Origin of the sequence: Allofournierella massiliensis, from assembly GCF_964241245.1 — a bacterium.
Classification (GTDB): Bacteria; Bacillota; Clostridia; order Oscillospirales; family Ruminococcaceae; genus Allofournierella; species Allofournierella massiliensis.
Genome location: NZ_CAXSWZ010000006.1, coordinates 45,750 through 62,785 on the forward strand (window position 1 = coordinate 45,750; position 17,036 = coordinate 62,785).

Annotated in this window: 9 protein-coding genes; all 9 read left to right on the forward strand. The window is 48.6% G+C overall.

Annotated elements, in window-relative coordinates; all coding sequences use genetic code 11:
- The 9 genes from mobP3 to pglZ all read left to right on the forward strand — a co-directional run bounded on the left by mobP3 (nucleotide 1) and on the right by pglZ (nucleotide 17,027).
- On the forward strand, nucleotides 1-1,959 hold the full coding sequence (mobP3, locus tag ACESYO_RS04775) for a MobP3 family relaxase (protein WP_071430740.1): 1,959 nt from the start codon (nucleotides 1-3) through the stop codon (nucleotides 1,957-1,959).
- A gap of 12 nt (nucleotides 1,960-1,971) precedes the next feature.
- On the forward strand, nucleotides 1,972-2,895 hold the full coding sequence (locus ACESYO_RS04780; RefSeq protein WP_071430738.1) for a DUF3991 and toprim domain-containing protein: 924 nt from the start codon (nucleotides 1,972-1,974) through the stop codon (nucleotides 2,893-2,895).
- Nucleotides 2,877-4,727, forward strand: coding sequence for a type IV secretory system conjugative DNA transfer family protein (locus ACESYO_RS04785; protein ID WP_071430737.1), 1,851 nt, complete (start codon nucleotides 2,877-2,879; stop codon nucleotides 4,725-4,727). The genes ACESYO_RS04780 and ACESYO_RS04785 overlap by 19 nt, the downstream gene beginning before the upstream one ends.
- Nucleotides 4,724-4,981, forward strand: coding sequence for a helix-turn-helix domain-containing protein (locus ACESYO_RS04790; protein ID WP_071430735.1), 258 nt, complete (start codon nucleotides 4,724-4,726; stop codon nucleotides 4,979-4,981). Before ACESYO_RS04785 ends, ACESYO_RS04790 begins: the two co-directional genes overlap by 4 nt.
- Before the next feature lie 384 nt (nucleotides 4,982-5,365).
- Nucleotides 5,366-5,608: a helix-turn-helix domain-containing protein gene (locus ACESYO_RS04795; protein ID WP_071430733.1), complete on the forward strand. Its 243-nt coding sequence runs from the start codon at nucleotides 5,366-5,368 to the stop codon at nucleotides 5,606-5,608.
- Nucleotides 5,609-5,614: 6 nt separating this feature from the next.
- Nucleotides 5,615-8,104 (forward strand): hypothetical protein, encoded by a 2,490-nt coding sequence (locus tag ACESYO_RS04800; RefSeq protein WP_087233699.1) that lies wholly within the window; start codon nucleotides 5,615-5,617, stop codon nucleotides 8,102-8,104.
- Between the two features lies 1 nt (nucleotide 8,105).
- The gene (locus ACESYO_RS04805) at nucleotides 8,106-10,466 is read left to right on the forward strand and encodes a phosphoadenosine phosphosulfate reductase domain-containing protein (protein ID WP_071430729.1); all 2,361 of its coding nucleotides are present in this window, start codon (nucleotides 8,106-8,108) and stop codon (nucleotides 10,464-10,466) included.
- 13 nt (nucleotides 10,467-10,479) lie between these two features.
- Entirely contained in the window at nucleotides 10,480-14,685 is a 4,206-nt protein-coding gene (locus tag ACESYO_RS04810; RefSeq protein ID WP_071430727.1) for a hypothetical protein, read from the forward strand.
- A gap of 11 nt (nucleotides 14,686-14,696) precedes the next feature.
- Complete coding sequence (pglZ, locus tag ACESYO_RS04815) at nucleotides 14,697-17,027, forward strand: BREX-4 system phosphatase PglZ (RefSeq protein WP_071430725.1); 2,331 nt, start codon at nucleotides 14,697-14,699, stop codon at nucleotides 17,025-17,027.
- Nucleotides 17,028-17,036: the final 9 nt, after the last annotated feature.

A 17,036-nucleotide genomic window follows, 5' to 3' on the forward strand; every position in this document is an offset into this window, starting at 1 on the left:
ATGGCAAAGCTCGTACAGAAAAGCGGCTATATCCAATCGGACAAGGCCGGCGGGTACATGAAGTACATCGCCACCCGTGAAGGCGTGGAGAAGCTGTCCGGAAACGGTCCGGTTACCAAAGGCCAGCGGGAGCTGATCCAAAAGCTGCTCCATGACTTTCCCGATGCTGCGGAGCTGTTCGAGTACGAGGACTACTGCAAGACCCCAACGCTTGGAACTGCCTCCGCATTCATCACCATGGCGCTGGATGCAAACCTTCATGAGATGAACTCAGAGAGCGGATACATGTCCTACATTGCCACCCGTCCTCGTGTGGAGCGTCACGGCGCACACGGCCTGTTCAGCTCCGCTCCGGCAGTTGACCTGAATGCAGCCATGTCCGAGCTGGAGGCCCATGAAGGAAATGTGTGGACCATCATCTACTCCCTGCGCCGGGAAGATGCCGCCCGCCTGGAATACGACAACGCGGATGCGTGGCGCACTCTGCTCATGATGCACACACAGGATCTGGCCAGGGCTATGCGGATACCGGTGGATCACTTCCGCTGGTACGCAGCCTTCCACAATGAGGGACATCACCCCCATATCCACATGATGGTCTGGTCGGACAATCCCAAGGAGGGCTTCCTGACCAGAGAAGGCATTGCGGCCATGCGCTCCAAGCTGACCAACACTATCTTCCGGGATGAGATGAATCAGATCTACGAGCGGAAGGATGTAGCCTACAAAGATCTGGTCGAGACAGCCCAGGACACCATGCGGGAGCTGATCCACAGGATGAATCACCAGCTCTGCGACAACCCCGTCATCGAGGAGCAGATGCGCCAGCTGGTGCAGGCTCTGGAAACCACCACCGGGAAAAAGCAGTATGGCTATTTGAAAAAGCCACTGAAAGCGTTGGTGGACACCATCGTGGATGAGCTGTCCCGACAGCCGGAAGTAGCGCAGTGCTACGAAATCTGGAATCAGATCCGGGACGAGCTGAACGAGTGCTACGGCAGCCGCACACCACGGGAGCATCTCCCGCTCTCCCAGCAGAGGGAGTTTCGCAGAATCAAGAACGACATCATCCGGGAGGCCGAGAACATCCGTCTCGGCCTCCCAACTTTTGAAGATGAAGCACTGCAGGACGAGCCTGAGCCGGAGGAAGCACAGGAGGAACATCGATCCACCAGCGTATACGATCAGGCACAGCGCTACCGTGCCGCCAAATCCGTGCTGCAGGATGTCTATGCGCTGGATGAGGAACACGCGGAAGCGGTTCGGGAGCTGGAGCAGCTCTGGGCAGAGGGATATACGGTGGCAGCCCACCAGCTGGGTAAGTTCTACCGGGACGACCTCTCCACCATGCGGGATCATGAAAAAGCCGAGCGGTGGTTTCGATTGTCCGCAGAGGCCGGAAATGACTTCTCGGAATACGCCCTTGGGAAACTGCTCCTTTCTCAGAAACGCACAGCGGAGGCATTGCGCTGGCTGGATAAGGCTGCCGGGCATGGAAACCAGTTTGCCCAATATCGTTTGGGAAAGCTCTACCTCGCCGGCGAGTCTGTAAAGAAGGATGTGAGAAAAGCTCTGGAGTACCTGACCGCTGCCGCCGAACAGGGAAATTCCTTTGCCCAATATACCCTGGGCAAGCTGTATCTCCTGGGCCGGGATGTGGAGCAGGATCGGGAGCAGGCCAGGGAGTGGTTCACACGCTCAGCCGCCCAGGGCAACCAGTACGCTCAATTCTTCCTCGACCGCTTCGACCAGTTCCGTGATCCGTCCGTGATGCTGGCGGCAACCAAGCTGCTCCATCACATGAGCCGGATCTTCCGGGATAATTCTGTACCGCCTCATAACCCGGCCGGAATCCGCATTGACTCCAAACGGCGCACACGCCTGATGGAGAAACGTATGGCCATAGGCCACAAGGCAGACGATCACGAGGAGCAGGTGTCGTATCAGCAGACCATGTAACAGGAGGGAACCATGTCAACCTATATTCACTTTACAGAAGAGCAAAGGCAGCGTGCCGCCGCTGTGGACTTGGAGGAGTTCCTCCGGTTCCGTGGCGAGAAGCTGATTCCGTCCGGCAGAGAGAAACGGCTGGCCAAGGACCACAGCGTCACCGTCCGCGGAAACGAGTGGTACGACCATGCCGAGGAGAGGGGCGGTCACGCCGTCAGCTTTGTGCAGCGCTTCTACAACCTCAGCTATCCCGAAGCGGTGACCATGCTGCTGGGCGGAGAAGTGGGTACCATCTACCCCTCTGCCGCAGAGCGGGTGGTGGAGCCGCCAAAGCCCTTTGTCCTGCCGCCGGTCCACTCCGATATGCGCAGGGTCTATGCCTATCTGGTGAAGCATCGGAACATTGACCGAAGTGTGGTAGCCCACTTCGCCAGGGAAAGGCTCCTGTACGAAGATGCGAAATACCACAATGCAGTATTTGTGGGCACAGATGAGGAAGGCGTCCCGCGTCACGCCCACAAACGGAGTACCAACAGCTACGGAAAAGCCTTCCGGCTCAATGTGGAGGGCTGCAATCCCCGCTACAGTTTTCACCATATGGGAACAGACGAAAGCCTCTATGTGTTCGAGGCGCCCATCGATATGCTCTCCTACATCACGCTCCATCCGGAGGACTGGCAGCGCCACAGCTATGTGGCCTGCTGCGGCACCTCCATCCAGCCGGTGGCGAAGATGCTGGAGCGGATGCCCCAGATTCACACCGTGCTGCTTTGTCTGGACAACGACGAGGCTGGCCACCTGGCCAACCAGCGCATGATGGCCCAGCTGGAAGCGGACTACACCGTGGAACGGCTCGTTCCGGAGAACAAGGACTGGAACGATGACTTGACTACAGTCAGAGAACAGAAATGCGAGGTGAACACATTATGCCAGAGTTTTGGATAACTCTGTTGGAGCAGCTCAAGGAGTCAAAGGTGGCTCTCCTGATTCTGGCCGGCGCCGGAATGTTTCTTGTCATCGGAGGACTTGCTGCGCTGTCCCACTGCTACACCCTGAGCGGCATCAAGTCCAGGACGGTGGGCGACGGACAGCACGGTACCGCGAGGTGGGCCACCGCAAAGGAGATCAAAAAGATCTATGCCCATGTCCCGTTCCGGGTCAGGGACTGGCGCAGCGGCCACAACCGCCCCGCGGAGCAGGGGCTGGTGCTGGGGTGCAAGGGCAAGAAGGGCGAGCTTACCGCTCTGGTGGACAGCGACGATATCCACTGCCTCATGATCGGCGCTTCCGGCATCGGCAAGACAGCCTATTTCCTCTATCCCAATCTGGAATATGCCTGTGCCAGCGGCATGAGCTGGCTGGCGCTGGACAGCAAGGGCGACCTTGCCCGGAATTACGGAACCATCGCCAAGGAGTGCTATGGGTACAATATCTCTGTTATCGACCTGCGTAATCCCACCCGCTCGGATGGCAACAATCTGCTGACGCTGGTCAACCGGTACATGGATATCGCCCGAAAGGAGCCGGGGAATCTGGCGGCCCGCGCAAAAGCAGAAAAATACGCCAAGATCCTGTCCAAGACCATTGTCAACCCGGACGGCGATGACAGCAACCGTGGGCAAAACGCCTTCTTCTACGATGCCGCCGAAGGTCTGCTCACCTCTGTCATCCTGATGCTGGCTGAGTTCCTGCCGCCCGACGAAGACCATCCCCAGGAGCGCCGACACATCGTCTCCGTGTTCAAGCTGGTGCAGGATCTTCTGGAACCCAGTGGCGTCAAGGGCAAGAGCCACTTCCAGCTTCTGATGGGCAAGCTGCCTCCGGACCACAAGGCGCGGTGGTTCGCCGGAGCCGCCCTCAACAGCGCCGAGCAGGCCATGGCCTCCGTCATGTCCACGGTCCTGTCCCGGCTGAATGCCTTCTTGGACAGCGAACTGGAGCAGATCCTGTGCTTTGACAGCGCCATCGACGCCGAGAAGTTTGCGTCGGAGAGGTCCGCCATCTTCCTGATCCTGCCGGAGGAGGACACCACCAAGAACTTTATGGCCGGTCTGATGATTCAGAATCTCAGCCGGGAGCTGTTTGCCGTGGCCGATGAGAACGGCGGCAAGCTGAAAAACCGGGTGGTGCTGTTCTGCGACGAGTTTGGAACCATGCCGCCCTTTGATATTCTGCCCCTGTTCTCCGCCGGTCGATCTCGCCGGCTGACGCTGGTACCCATCATCCAGTCGTTGGCGCAGCTGGAGAAAAACTACGGCAAGGAAGGCTGCGAAATCATTCAGGACAACTGCCAGGACACCATCTTCGGCGGTTTCGCCCCCAACAGCCAGACTGCGGAAGTCCTGTCCAAAGCCCTGGGCAGCCGCACCGTCCTCTCCGGCTCGGTGAGCCGAGGGAAGAACGATCCCAGCCAGAGCCTGCAGATGATGGAACGGGCACTACTCACCCCTGACGAGCTGAAATCCATCCCCAAGGGCAGCTTCATTGTCATGAAAACCGGTACCCATCCCATGCGGACCCGGCTCCAGCTCTTCCTGAACTGGGGCATCACCTTCGGGGAGCCGTACACTGTGCCGGAGCGGGCAAACCGAGCGGTGGCCTATGCCAATCGTGTGGATCTGGAACGGAATCTTCCGAAGTCTGCCAAGGCAGAGGAAGCAGCGGAACACCGGGGCTATGCGGTGTCCGGACACGGCGGTATGGCGCATGAACCAGTACAGGAGAGAACCCGAAAGCGGGGTAAAAGTATCAAATCCATGGAGGAAGAAAACACATGAGCTACTTTGGAACCATCTACGCCGACACCGAACTGCCCTCCAGAGCAAGGGCAGTTTATATGTACCTGCGGGATCGGTCAGACGCTGAGGGCAAGTGCTGGCCCGGCATCAAGACCATCGCCTCGGACATGAAGCTGTCCCGCTCCACGGTCAAGCGGGCTGTATCCGATTTGGAAAAAGCCGGATATCTGGTCAAAGCCCCCCGATACCGTCCCAACGGCAGCAGTACCTCCAATCTCTATACTGTAAAATAAAGAGAAAGTGGTTTGTACCAAAAAGTTGTACAAACCACTTTTGAAGGAATCGAATTTTTAAAACCTTCCACCAAGGGGAGGCTGCGCTCATGTGCTGGACCCAGGGGCGGTTCATTGTGAACCGCCCAGAAGGACTCACTCTAACTGAGATTTAATGCAGAGAAAGAAACTAACGGAAGAACGGCGGGGACTTGTCGGCAATGCGCTCCCGGCAAGTCCCTGCTTTTCTTCTGCCGGAGAGATTGTGCGTTCGCATAAAATTGCGATACGCTCTTGAAGATAATAGAGATTAGCGGTAAAATATAAGTCAAGTGTGCATTAAGGCCCGTTCTTTGAGAATCACCTTACAAAATATCTGTATTATCTGGAAGAAGGAGAGAGTACATGGCGCTTTCTTATAACCGTATGTGGAAGTTACTTGTAGATAAGAAAATGAGCAAAGCGGATTTGAGAAAAGCCGCAGATATTGCGCCGAATACAATGACAAAGCTACGGCGAGATGAAACGGTAAATCTCGCTATTTTGGGCCGTATATGTGAGACCCTCGACTGTGATTTCGGCGATATTATGGAATATGTAAAAGAATCAAAAAATAGTTCAAACACGCAAACATCTTCAAAGGAGTAGTTGTATATGGCAGAGAGGCAACCGTCCTGGGATAAATATGAAGCCGCTATCCTGTTAGAAGGGATCCTTGCCTCTATGAAAGGCGAGCTCACACGCTCAGACGCAGTTAAGGCAGTATCTCACGATTTAAGAGCAATGGCAGTTCATCGGGGCATAGAAATTGATGCGGTGTATCGTAATACAAACGGAATCTCATTTCAAATGAAAAGCATGGAGTCAGCATATTTGGGACGCACAGTTTTCAAACCGGCTACCAGACTTTTTACAGGGGTTGCAAGTTTGTATCATGACTCCCATGACGAGTATCAAAAATTACTGAAGGAGGCAAGAGCAATGATAATCGATGGAAAAACCGTTAAAGATGATTTCATGCGGTATCTTGCCGAACAAGTGTCTCCTGCCCAGCTTTCTGACTTTTATATTTGTTATTCTGAAATCGAAACCTTTTGCTTGAAAATAAAAGTCCTGCAAAAACCGTTGTTCCAGACAACAGACATCGAAACCATAAAGAAAGTTCAGCGCACAATTGAACAAAATAAATTCTTCAGAATAACCCGCAGAAAGCAGATCAATAAAATTGTTGCTGCAGGGCGATATTACTACAACTACATAAAAGAAGGGCTCTATTCTCGTATTGGCATTGAGGAAACAGCAGTTGAGGAATCCAACACCGCCACTCAGACATTTCAGCCACAACACACACATAATATCGCAAACGATACAATGTCAAAATCTGTTGCGAGTGAACAGTCGGATGAGATAAACAGCAGAAGTTTTTCTCGATACCTGTCGGAAACACTGAAAATGGCCGATGCTACCAGTCGGAGTTATTCTTCGGCAATAAATAATTGTGAGGTGTTTGCAAGAGAACACCAACTGCCTTCTTGGCAACTTTACACTTCTGATCGGCAAGCTGCGCAGGAAACGATTCGCTTACTCTTAAACGATGCGGATTTTTTGAGTTACAATGCGAGGCAGCATAATCGCTTCCGAGCGGCTTTGCAGAAGTTTCTTATGTTCATTGGGGCTGAGCCGCAACAGACTGTTCCTACAAAAGCGGACATAGATTCTGCGAGTCCTTACAGGAATGAAGGTTATGAGCAAGTGCTCAGAGAATATTTCATGAAGGGATTCCGTATGGATTCGCCTCTTGAGATACGCAAATTTAAGAGGTATTACACAGCAACCCATGCCACAGAGCTGACTGACTCTGATGATGACATCAGCAACAAAATCAAGCAACTATGCATTCTTTACGAGGGGAAAGCCTTTCTCCCAGATGTCATGTTGAGCGAAGATCGAAAGGAAGAACTGCTGGATTACATCGAGAGCGCCTTTGCAGACGGGAAAGCAGCTATTTATTATCAAGCGATTTTTGCCGAATTTTCTGATGTGTTCTTGGACTACCATATTCACGATGCCGATATGCTGAAAGCGTACTTGACCTCTATCGGAAACGGAAGATTTTTCATCAACAGAAGTTTTATATCGAAAACGCCCGATGTCAGCATGGACCCGCTATCGGAAGTTCGCTCTTGCTTGCAAAACTTTGGAAGACCGGCGACTTATGATGAGCTTTTTGCTGCACTGCCGCATCTTCCACAGAGTAAAATAAAGTTGATCCTTGCCAGCAATGTTGAATTCGTCAACAATGGCCGCAGCGAATACTTCCACGAAAGTATTGTCCATTTGTCTGATGAAGAATTGGATGGAATTGCTGAAATCATCCAGAGGACCATTGACGAAAGGGATTTCATTGGTGGTAATGAGCTTTATGATGCAATCCGGGCAAAATATCCCTATATCATAGAGGAAAATCACACCCTCTCCGTGTATGGGTTCCGGGATGCACTAAAGGCAAAATTAGGTGATAAATTTTCGTTCAAAGGAAATATCATCAGCCGCTCGGGTCAGGAAATCTCGATGGTGGATGTGTTTGCAAAATATGCAAGAAGTCATGATAGTTTCACGCTGTCTGAGCTTCAGGGATTGGCGGATAGCCTCGCTACGACCATATACTTTGATACCGTTTACGAAAACAGCCTGAGAATCAGCCGGGATCAATTTGTATCGAAAGCAGCGGCCCAGTTCCCCGTTGCTGACATAGATGAGGTGCTGGACCGAATCTGTACGGAAAAGTATATTCCCTTGCCGGAAGTAACGAACTTTGGCGCACTCCCCTATGTGGGATTTCCCTGGAACAGCTTCTTGTTGGAACATTATGTGGCAAGTTACAGTCAGAAATATCTGCTCCTACATAGCAGCTTTAATGGAACTGAATGCGCCGGTGCAATTGTGAAGCGTTCCGCAGGCATCGGCAGCTTTGATGACTTGATCATTGACCTGCTGGCCAACAACAATCAAATAGAGATGAAAAAAGCCCCCGTGCTTCAATATCTGAGTGACAATGGATATCTTGCCCGCCGTAGATACTCAGAAATAGAATCGCTCATTATCAGAGCAAAAGCACAGAGGCAAAGGAAGGACACCGACTAATATGTACTCATATACCTGGGATGCCGAGACGGGCGGACTGCTGCTGAACAGCTCACCGCTTTCCTTCAGTAAGGAACCTCGTCCGGTGTATTACAAAGAACTGGATATTCTTGGATTTGACCGGTATTGGAATTATGCAAAGAATGACTCCTACCCCTATATGTGGGCGGAAGCCAACAATTATTTCTACCGGGGACGGCAGGTTGCCAAGACCAAAGGCGGCAGTCTTTATACCCCACCTGAAATTGTGATTATGGACGAGCCAGAGCCCGATGGACAACCTCTCCGCTTTGTTGATATTCCCGCTATGGTCGAAAAGAACCGGGATTTGTTGGAGAAACTGGCCGCAGAAACAATAAAGAAAATATACAACATTTATGTTGAATACATGGATCGGGTCGATGTCTTCTATGTGGCGTTCAGTGGCGGCAAGGATAGTGTAGTAGCCCTCGATCTGGTGCAGCGTGCTTTGCCGCACAATAAATTCAAAGTGCTATTTGGCGATACGGGAATGGAATTCCCGGATACATATAAAATAGTCGAAGAGATTGAACAGCACTGTAAAGACGCAAAGATTGAATTTTTAAGAGCAAAGTCTGACTTCGACCCGAAAGTCACATGGAGGGAATTTGGACCGCCAGCGCAGACGATGCGATGGTGTTGTAGTGTGCATAAAACTGCGCCTCAAATCATCTTACTGAGAGAGTATACCAATAATCCTCATTTTAGGGGAATGGCCTTCACAGGAATCCGAGGAGATGAAAGTGCTTCTCGAAGTGAATACGAAGGTATTAGTCACGGAGAGAAAGTTCGTGGACAATATAGCTGCCACCCAATCCTTGAATGGAACTCCGCCGAATTGTTTTCCTATATCTATGAGAGACAACTCTTGATAAATGATGCCTATAAAAAAGGAAATAGCCGTGCAGGATGTCTTGTGTGCCCGTTAGCCACATCGAAAAATATGTATTTTAAGGAACAAGCATACAGCTTTAGTGATGAGGGATATCGGACAACCACAACATTCAATAACATTATTCTGGAAACAACCTCCAAAGAGTTGTCTAATCCGAGCGCCGTCAAGGAGTTTATGGACATTGGTGGATGGAAAGCACGAAGAAGTGGAAAAGAATTATCATTCGCCAAAAGTTATACAAATGAATCATTTGAACAAGGTGTACTTACAATTCAAGTATCCCGTATAGAAACTGATTGGAAGCAGTGGATTAAAACAATTGGCAATGTAACCTTTCTGGAGAATGGTAATGTCGAAGTGCTTTGCAGAGATAAGTTGTATCACATTGAGATTGCCGAAAATACCAACGGACTAACTGCTACAGTTGTGATAGGGAAAAATACCCAGAAAGACATTTATTTTATGTCAGAATTGAAGACTGTGTTCAGAAAAACCGCATATTGCATTGGCTGTAGAGTATGCGAGGCGAATTGTCCGCATGGGTTTATTTCTATGAAGGATGGCCATGTAACAATCGATGACCGATGCGTAAAATGCAAAAAATGTCACGATGTATTCCATGGTTGCTTAGTAGCCAACTCGTTGCGATTGCCGAAAGGAGAAAAGAAAATGGGGAGCATTGACAGGTATGGAAATATGGGCATTGAACTCGATTGGGTTAGATCGTATTTCAAATTAAAGGATGAATTTTGGACTTCTCCTCACAGCCTTGGAACCAACATGGTTAAAAATCTCAAGAGCTTCTTGAACGATGCCGAAGTTACTGCTAAATCTAAATTTGCACCCTTTGGTAAAGTTATTGATAATATTGGAATAGAGAATTCCGACGCTTGGGCATTGATTCTTTGCAATTTGACATACACATCGGAGTTTAATTGGTGGGTCAAAAACATTGATTTTTCCACAACGCACACCCCTGATACCATTTATGCAATGCTGGATGACTCAATGAGTAAAAATTCTCGTTCACACATTGTCTCCGCATATAAAAACATCCTGATTTCTATTCCTCAATTAAGCAATGAAATCGGCCTGGGTGTCTGTGACTACACGCTAAAAAACGGAAAGCGTTTTTGGAATAGCGTGGTTCGCATCCCCTGGGAAAATCCGAATCCGCTTGTCATTCTTTACAGCTTATATAAATTTGCAGAGGCTTGCGGGGATTACCACCAGTTTACATTGTCCCGCCTCTTAAACCATGACCTCGAAAGTGACGGTGTTAGTCCTACTGAGATTTTTGGTCTTGACCGCAATCAGATGGAAAAGATTTTGAATGGTTTGACTATCAACTATCCAGATTTCCTCAACGCCAGCTTTACACTGGACCTGGATAATATCACTCTCAACAGCGAAAAGACATCTCAGGATGTGCTGAATCTGTTCTAAGGAGGAAGATGCTATGCCGATGTTGGAAAAATACCGTCATTATTTCAATATTGATCCGGATTATTTCCCCGCCGTGAACGAGGCGGTCATCACGAAGAACCCGGAAGTGTGGAAAAAATTCTTCCCCCACGAGACCTTCGTGAAACTTCTGAAGAACACGGTCAGCGTCCTGGAGCGCAAGCAGAAGCTCTGTCTATGGGTGGAAGGTGCCTACGGAACCGGTAAATCCCATGCCGTTCACACGCTCAAAAAGCTGCTGGATTCCAGCGAAGAAGAAACCCGTGAATACTTCCAGAGACATAAAATGGACAACGACCTGTACAACCGCTTCCAGGCCGTGAAGTCCAGCGGTCGTATCTTGACCGTTCACCGCTATGGTTCCGCTTCTATCCGCAGCGACCATAATCTTGTCTTTGCCATCCAGGAAAGCATTGAAAAGGCGCTTGTTGATGCCGGAATTGAAAACAAGGGCGGGAATGCGCTGAAGGATGCTACCATTGCATGGCTCTCTGACAAGGATAACAAAAACTACTTCAACGGACTGATCACTGGCACTTACTCTGACCTCTTTGGCGGAGATGACGCCGATACGGTGATTGAGAAGTTGCGCACCTTCTCCGGCGAGGCGCTGGCAAGGATTATGGACAATATCTTCAAGGTAGCCGATGAGCGTCAGGTAAAAGCTCTGTCGCTGAGCGTGACCGATTTGGGCAACTGGATTCGTGAGGTCATCCGGGCAAACAGTTTGAAGGCGATTGTCTTTATGTGGGACGAGTTTACCGAATATTTCTACAACAACGCCCGCAATCTCACCGGATTTCAGGAGCTTTGTGAAATCAGCGAAACCGATCCCTTCTATTTTGTGCTGGTGACCCATGTGACCCAGGGCCTGTTCCATGAGCGCGACCAGGACTTCATCAAGCTGAACGGACGCTTTGTCAGTCCGCACAGTTTAATCAGCCTGCCTGAAAATATTGCATTCCAACTCATGGGTGCAGCCATGGAGAAGAATAAGGACGAAGTTGTTTTGGCAGATTGGGAGGTAGCCCTTGGCGACCTGACTGATAGAACACAGGCATCCCGTAAGCTGGTGAAGTCGGTGGCTCGGATCACCGACAAAGAGATGATCGATATTCTCCCGATACATCCCTATGCCGCCCTGCTTCTCAAGCATATTTCCTCTGCGTTTGATTCCAACCAGCGCAGTATGTTTGACTTTATTAAAAATGACCGTGGCGATGAAATCAAGGGGTTCCAGTGGTTTATTGACAATTTCGGGCCAGAGGACGACAACCCGCTGCTTTCCGTCGATATGCTTTGGGAATTCTTCTATGATAAGGGAAAAGAATATCTATCGCATGATATTCGCTCTATTCTGGACTATTACAATCGTGCTGGGAATCAGCGCCTTGATTCTGACCAAAAACGTGTACTCAAAACGGTTCTTCTGTTGCAGGCAATTTCTCAATATGCCGGCGACTCTGTTGAGCTGTTTATTCCCAACGAAAAGAACCTTGACAACGCTTTTGAAGGGACTGATATGGAAGGCTCCGCAGCGAGATGTGCGGATCAGCTTGTTCGAGAAAAGGTGTTGTTCTCCAAGTCCCTTGGCGGTGGAAAATTCCAGTATGCTGCTTACAACCATGAAAACGAAATTGATGTAACACCTTTTGAGGAACAGATCGACCGCAAGAGCACCTCGGCTTTTATCACAGAGGAACTTGCTGACAGAACTCGTATCGTGGATGCAATCAGCCTTGGTGGAGCTTTGAAGCTTCGCTATGAACTGCGCTATGTTTCGTCTTCCGACTTTGATTCTACAATCAAGCAGCTTCGCAACACGGAAGAAAAGTATGCAAATAAGATCGTTGCTGTTGTATGCTTTGCGAAAGATGATGCAGAAAGTGTGGTTCTGGGCAAGAAAATACATGACGCCCTTGCTGCTGGCACCTACAACATGATTTTCATTGATGCCAGCCGTACTCCGTTTGGTGCGGATGGCTATGGCGTGTATCGTCACGATATGGCGTTATCTATGTCCCAGCAAGGAAAAGACCCTGCATTAGTTACTCAATATGCCAACAATGCAAAAGATTCTCTGAAGAAATGGAAAACCCGCATTGCAGGCGGTGAGTTTATGGTTCACACCGCAGATAAGCCGGATGGGGAACGTGCTACTACGCTGGACGCTCTGTACGGCCTTCTTGCAGAAATCAACAAGAAAAAGTTCGTGTCCTGCCTTGAGGGCTCTTACAATGTCATTGCCAATATGTATACACCGAGCAGCTTGAAGCAAGGTGTTGAGTGCGCATTCAATGAGAAAACAGCTGGTACCTTCCTGTCCGGCAGTCCCGCCACAAAGTTGGAAATCGCTCTTGACGGCGCATGGAAGGTTCCCGAATACTGGCTTTCCAAGCCTCATCTCTTGATTTCCAAAATCAAGCTGTGTGTTGATGAAATTGTAAACGATGGCTTCCAGAACGGTGGTGGCCGTGTATCTATCAAGCAAATCTATGACGTTTTGAAGGCGGCACCTTATGGTTTTATGCCCTGTAATCTGTCTGCATTTATTATGGGCTTTGTGCTGAAGGAATACGCCTCTGGGACATATAGCTGGAGCGATGGGCTTACCAACGACATTTTGAATGTTGGCAAACTCAAGGAAATGATTGACGAAGTTATTCGCCTTGAAATCACGCCGAATCCTCGCTATAAGGATAAATATATCGTTGCGATGACCCCCGCAGAGAAGGCTTTTAACGAAATTACTTCTGTGGCATTTGGGATTCCGCTTAATATGTGTACTTCGGTTCCAAACACCAGAGAACGCATCCGCAACAAGATGAAGGAATTCTCCTTCCCGATTTGGACTTTGAAGTATATTCTGGACAAAGAATCGCTTCAGACGGAAACCTCCGTGTTGTCCGAAATCATTGATTCTTTTTGTGGAATTGCCAACAGCAATAACATGGGTACAGCGAAGAGCGATAGCGATATTGCCATGGCAATCGGAAATCTTGCCCTTTCCAATCCAGATGCCGCAAAAGATTTGCAAACGATTTTGACCAAGGAAAAGTGTACCCAGGGTATGGCTGCCTACCTTGAAACCTTTGAAAATGGTACGCTTGTCTCTCTTGCTAAAACAGTTGGCGATGGCGGTCAATACCTCAATGTTCTCCGCAGGAAGTTTGATGCGGATGCGGCGAATTGGGTTTGGAATGTCGAAACCGCACAGCAGAAAATCCGTGAGGTTATTCTGGAGTATCAAATCATTGTAGAAAGCAATAAGATTATCTCCAAAAGCATCTCCTATGATGCGACCATACGGGAGTGGTGTGACAAGTGCGGATATATTCGCATCTCCTATGCAGCTGCAAAAAATTATCTTGATGAACTTGGGCCATTCCTCGGAATGCTCTATAACCTGAAAAAAGCAGGAACGCTGCTGGATTCCCAGAAGCAGTCTTTCCTGGAACTTGTTCAGGCAAACGGAAGCGCATTCCGCAACTTCTACAACAACCAGGTTGATCTGTTCAACCGTGTGTGCGGATACTATCTTGATGGGCTTTCAGAAGACGAAATCAAGGATGTGTTTGACACGATGCCTGCTGGCTCATTCACCTACGAAAAAGCAGACTATCTGAATCAGGTTGAAGCGAAGGTTGGGGCCTATAAGGAAGGCCAGAAAAACACACAGTTAAAGAAACTGTGGAGAGAGAAAACTGGGACTGACTCTCCTCGTGACTGGTCGAAAAAACACAAGATGCCTATTCTGTGTCTTATCCCTGACAACGAGGTTGCAAAAGCAAAAGCTGCATTTGGAGCTGTCAACCGTGCCAAAGCGGATGAACAGGCAATCGACCGTGCCATGGAATATTTTGCGTCTGCAAAATTCTTTGACCTTCTGGATGATAGTGCCGCTTTGGACAAAGCGTTTAGAGACAGTATCATCGGAAACTATGCGGTTATGCTTCTAAATATTCAGGAAGTGAAAGATTACCTTGACTCTCACATCACAGCAGAGCCGTTTGAGTGGTTCGGCCTTCCCGAAATTGAAAAGAAGCTTCGTCAAATGGCAGAGGCGAAATATAACCAGGGTGGTTGTGAACGTGCCCTCGCCAAGATCGATGAGATGGATATTGCTGATGTGAAGAAGTATCTAAAGGACCTCATTCGGGATAACATGGTTGTTGGCATGGAGATTATCAAAGGGAACTGAGGAGGTGCAAAATGACCATCCAAGAAGTCATTAAAAAAATTGACCGCTATCTGAAGAAAGATAATGTCGAGCCTCTTATCGTAGATGTTCAAAACAAGGCAGATTTGGAAGCCATCATGCTCCACTATCAATTGCCCCAAAATGTCTTTCTTTGTGCCTCTGATGCGGCGTTTTGCAAACCTGATGAATTCCCTGTCATCCCCAACATTCTTGAACGCCTTGCTCATGAGAATACCAACTTTTTTGTCAGTGAGATCACGAGCTTCCTCAAGTTAAAAGGCGAAAAGGCCTTGGTGCAAGAATTAAAAGAACTTCTATCTATGAGCACTGAGGGCCATGCAGTTATCCTCACCTTTCAATGTGTGGAATACTTACATACCCTTATTAAAAATGACAGGCGCCTTGATAGCAGAATTTGCGTTTTAGAGGGGATACCATCCGCTCGTCCTAAGCTGATTTTTACCGCAGAGGGCATTCAACCTACGGACGCAAGTGCGCTGGTAAAAGGGCTTCGAGGCATGGCCAAGGCGGTGGAATCAGCCGCAGCAGAGATTCTATACATCGAGACTGCAAAAAGCAAGGATCAGTATCCGTTTTCGCTCTATACGATCTCAGATTTGAAGAATCCTTATGAAGTATTGTGTCATTTGGACGCAATGACATCTGTACTGCCAGAAAGTTACGGAGATGAAGAGAACTGGCAGTATGCTTTGACAGAGTTTCGGAAATATTCTTCTTGGCAACAGTTGATTTCCGCCCAAATAGGGAGCGTCAACAATTTGGATATTGTTATCTCTACTTACAAACAAAAAGCTTCTAACAAGAAATGGCTTTGGTTGTACTTTATCGGGCTCAAACTGTTCCATGCGGGAAACAACTCCTACTTCAACAAGGCAATAGAAACGGCTACTTCCCCATCCGGGCTGATTCACAGCTTGTATCGTACTATCTTAGAGGAAGATCCGACCGACAAAGACTTTATTTCCCAATATAGACAAAGAAAAGACCTTTTGAATTCCATTGAAAACCCACTTGATGAGGTCAGTGGATTTTGCAAGATAGTCCAAAGCAAGGGGAAATATGCGCTCTGCTACCTGACAGACAATACCCTTCAGGAAAAGGAGCTTATTTTCAAGCTGTTGGATAGATACAGTGAGGACTTCGGGAGAGCAGAACTTCTTGATATATTGGAGCGAATTTATCCTGATCTTCGGGCGTATCTGACAGCGTACCATTTCAAAAGTGAACTGCTTGATAACTATTTCCAGGAGTACAAATATCAGAAGGTTGTCAATAAGATTTTCCCGGACTTCATGACACTTGTCGAAAAGCAAGCAGTCGATCGGGATTATAACAGAATTCTCCCGCCACGCAGTTCTGTGATAGAAGGAATTGATGTAACGGATACCCAGACTTATTTTACAGATGCAATGGGCGTGGAGTATCTTGGCTATATCATGTCCAGATGTCATGCACTTAAACTCATGGCGAAAGTTACTGTGTGCAGATGTGAGCTTCCATCCATCACCAGTCGGAACAAGGAATTTTGGGATGTCCTATCCACAGATCGATTCCCCATCATCTCTGTTGATAAGATAGATAAAATCAAGCATCACGGTGAGGAAGGCTATGATTATAGTCGAGAGGATCGTAAGCTCCCGATTCATTTGATTCGTGAACTGGAGCTGATTGATGAACTCCTGAAGAAAATCAAAACAAACCTCACAAACGGCGACTATCAAAAGGCCATCTTAATTGCAGACCATGGTGCCAGTCGGCTTGCTGTAATTCACGGAACCGAAAATCTATGGGAAATGCAATCAAGCGGGAAGCACTCTGGGAGATGTTGTCCGAAAAGTGAGGTCGATGAGAGGCCGGACAGTGCCACGGATGCGGAAGATTTCTGGGCGCTTGCCAATTATGACCGTTTTAAGGGAAGCCGGAAAGCGAATGTTGAGGTTCATGGCGGCGCAACATTGGAGGAAGTTACCGTACCGATTATCGAGATTTCGTATCTTAACGATGCCGTTGAAGTTAAAATAATGCCGATTGATTCAACTGCAACATTTACGGGTATCCCCGAAATTTTCGTTAGTTTCCGCAAGAAAGCTGCCATTAAAGTATTTTCTACGGAAAAGTTGGTGGATGTCAGCGTCGTAATAGACGGTCATACCTACGAAGCAAAACCGACTGCTGATAATTTCTATGTTGTTGAGGAAATGACTGAAATTCGTCGTGCCAAGACATACAGCGTAGATGTATTTGCCGGTGGAATGCCTGTTGCCACTGGCCTGCCACTTCGAGTGAAAAAAGAAAGCGGCAGCGAAAAGAACATTCTGTAAGGAGGGATA

What these genes read in the sequence shown, in the direction of transcription:
- pglZ (WP_071430725.1), top strand. Translation starts at nt 14,697, where the DNA reads ATGACCATCCAAGAAGTCATTAAAAAAATTGACCGCTATCTGAAGAAA.
- mobP3 (WP_071430740.1), top strand. Translation starts at nt 1, where the DNA reads ATGGCAAAGCTCGTACAGAAAAGCGGCTATATCCAATCGGACAAGGCC.
- ACESYO_RS04800 (WP_087233699.1), top strand. Translation starts at nt 5,615, where the DNA reads ATGGCAGAGAGGCAACCGTCCTGGGATAAATATGAAGCCGCTATCCTG.
- ACESYO_RS04795 (WP_071430733.1), top strand. Translation starts at nt 5,366, where the DNA reads ATGGCGCTTTCTTATAACCGTATGTGGAAGTTACTTGTAGATAAGAAA.
- ACESYO_RS04785 (WP_071430737.1), top strand. Translation starts at nt 2,877, where the DNA reads ATGCCAGAGTTTTGGATAACTCTGTTGGAGCAGCTCAAGGAGTCAAAG.
- ACESYO_RS04805 (WP_071430729.1), top strand. Translation starts at nt 8,106, where the DNA reads ATGTACTCATATACCTGGGATGCCGAGACGGGCGGACTGCTGCTGAAC.
- ACESYO_RS04810 (WP_071430727.1), top strand. Translation starts at nt 10,480, where the DNA reads ATGCCGATGTTGGAAAAATACCGTCATTATTTCAATATTGATCCGGAT.
- ACESYO_RS04780 (WP_071430738.1), top strand. Translation starts at nt 1,972, where the DNA reads ATGTCAACCTATATTCACTTTACAGAAGAGCAAAGGCAGCGTGCCGCC.
- ACESYO_RS04790 (WP_071430735.1), top strand. Translation starts at nt 4,724, where the DNA reads ATGAGCTACTTTGGAACCATCTACGCCGACACCGAACTGCCCTCCAGA.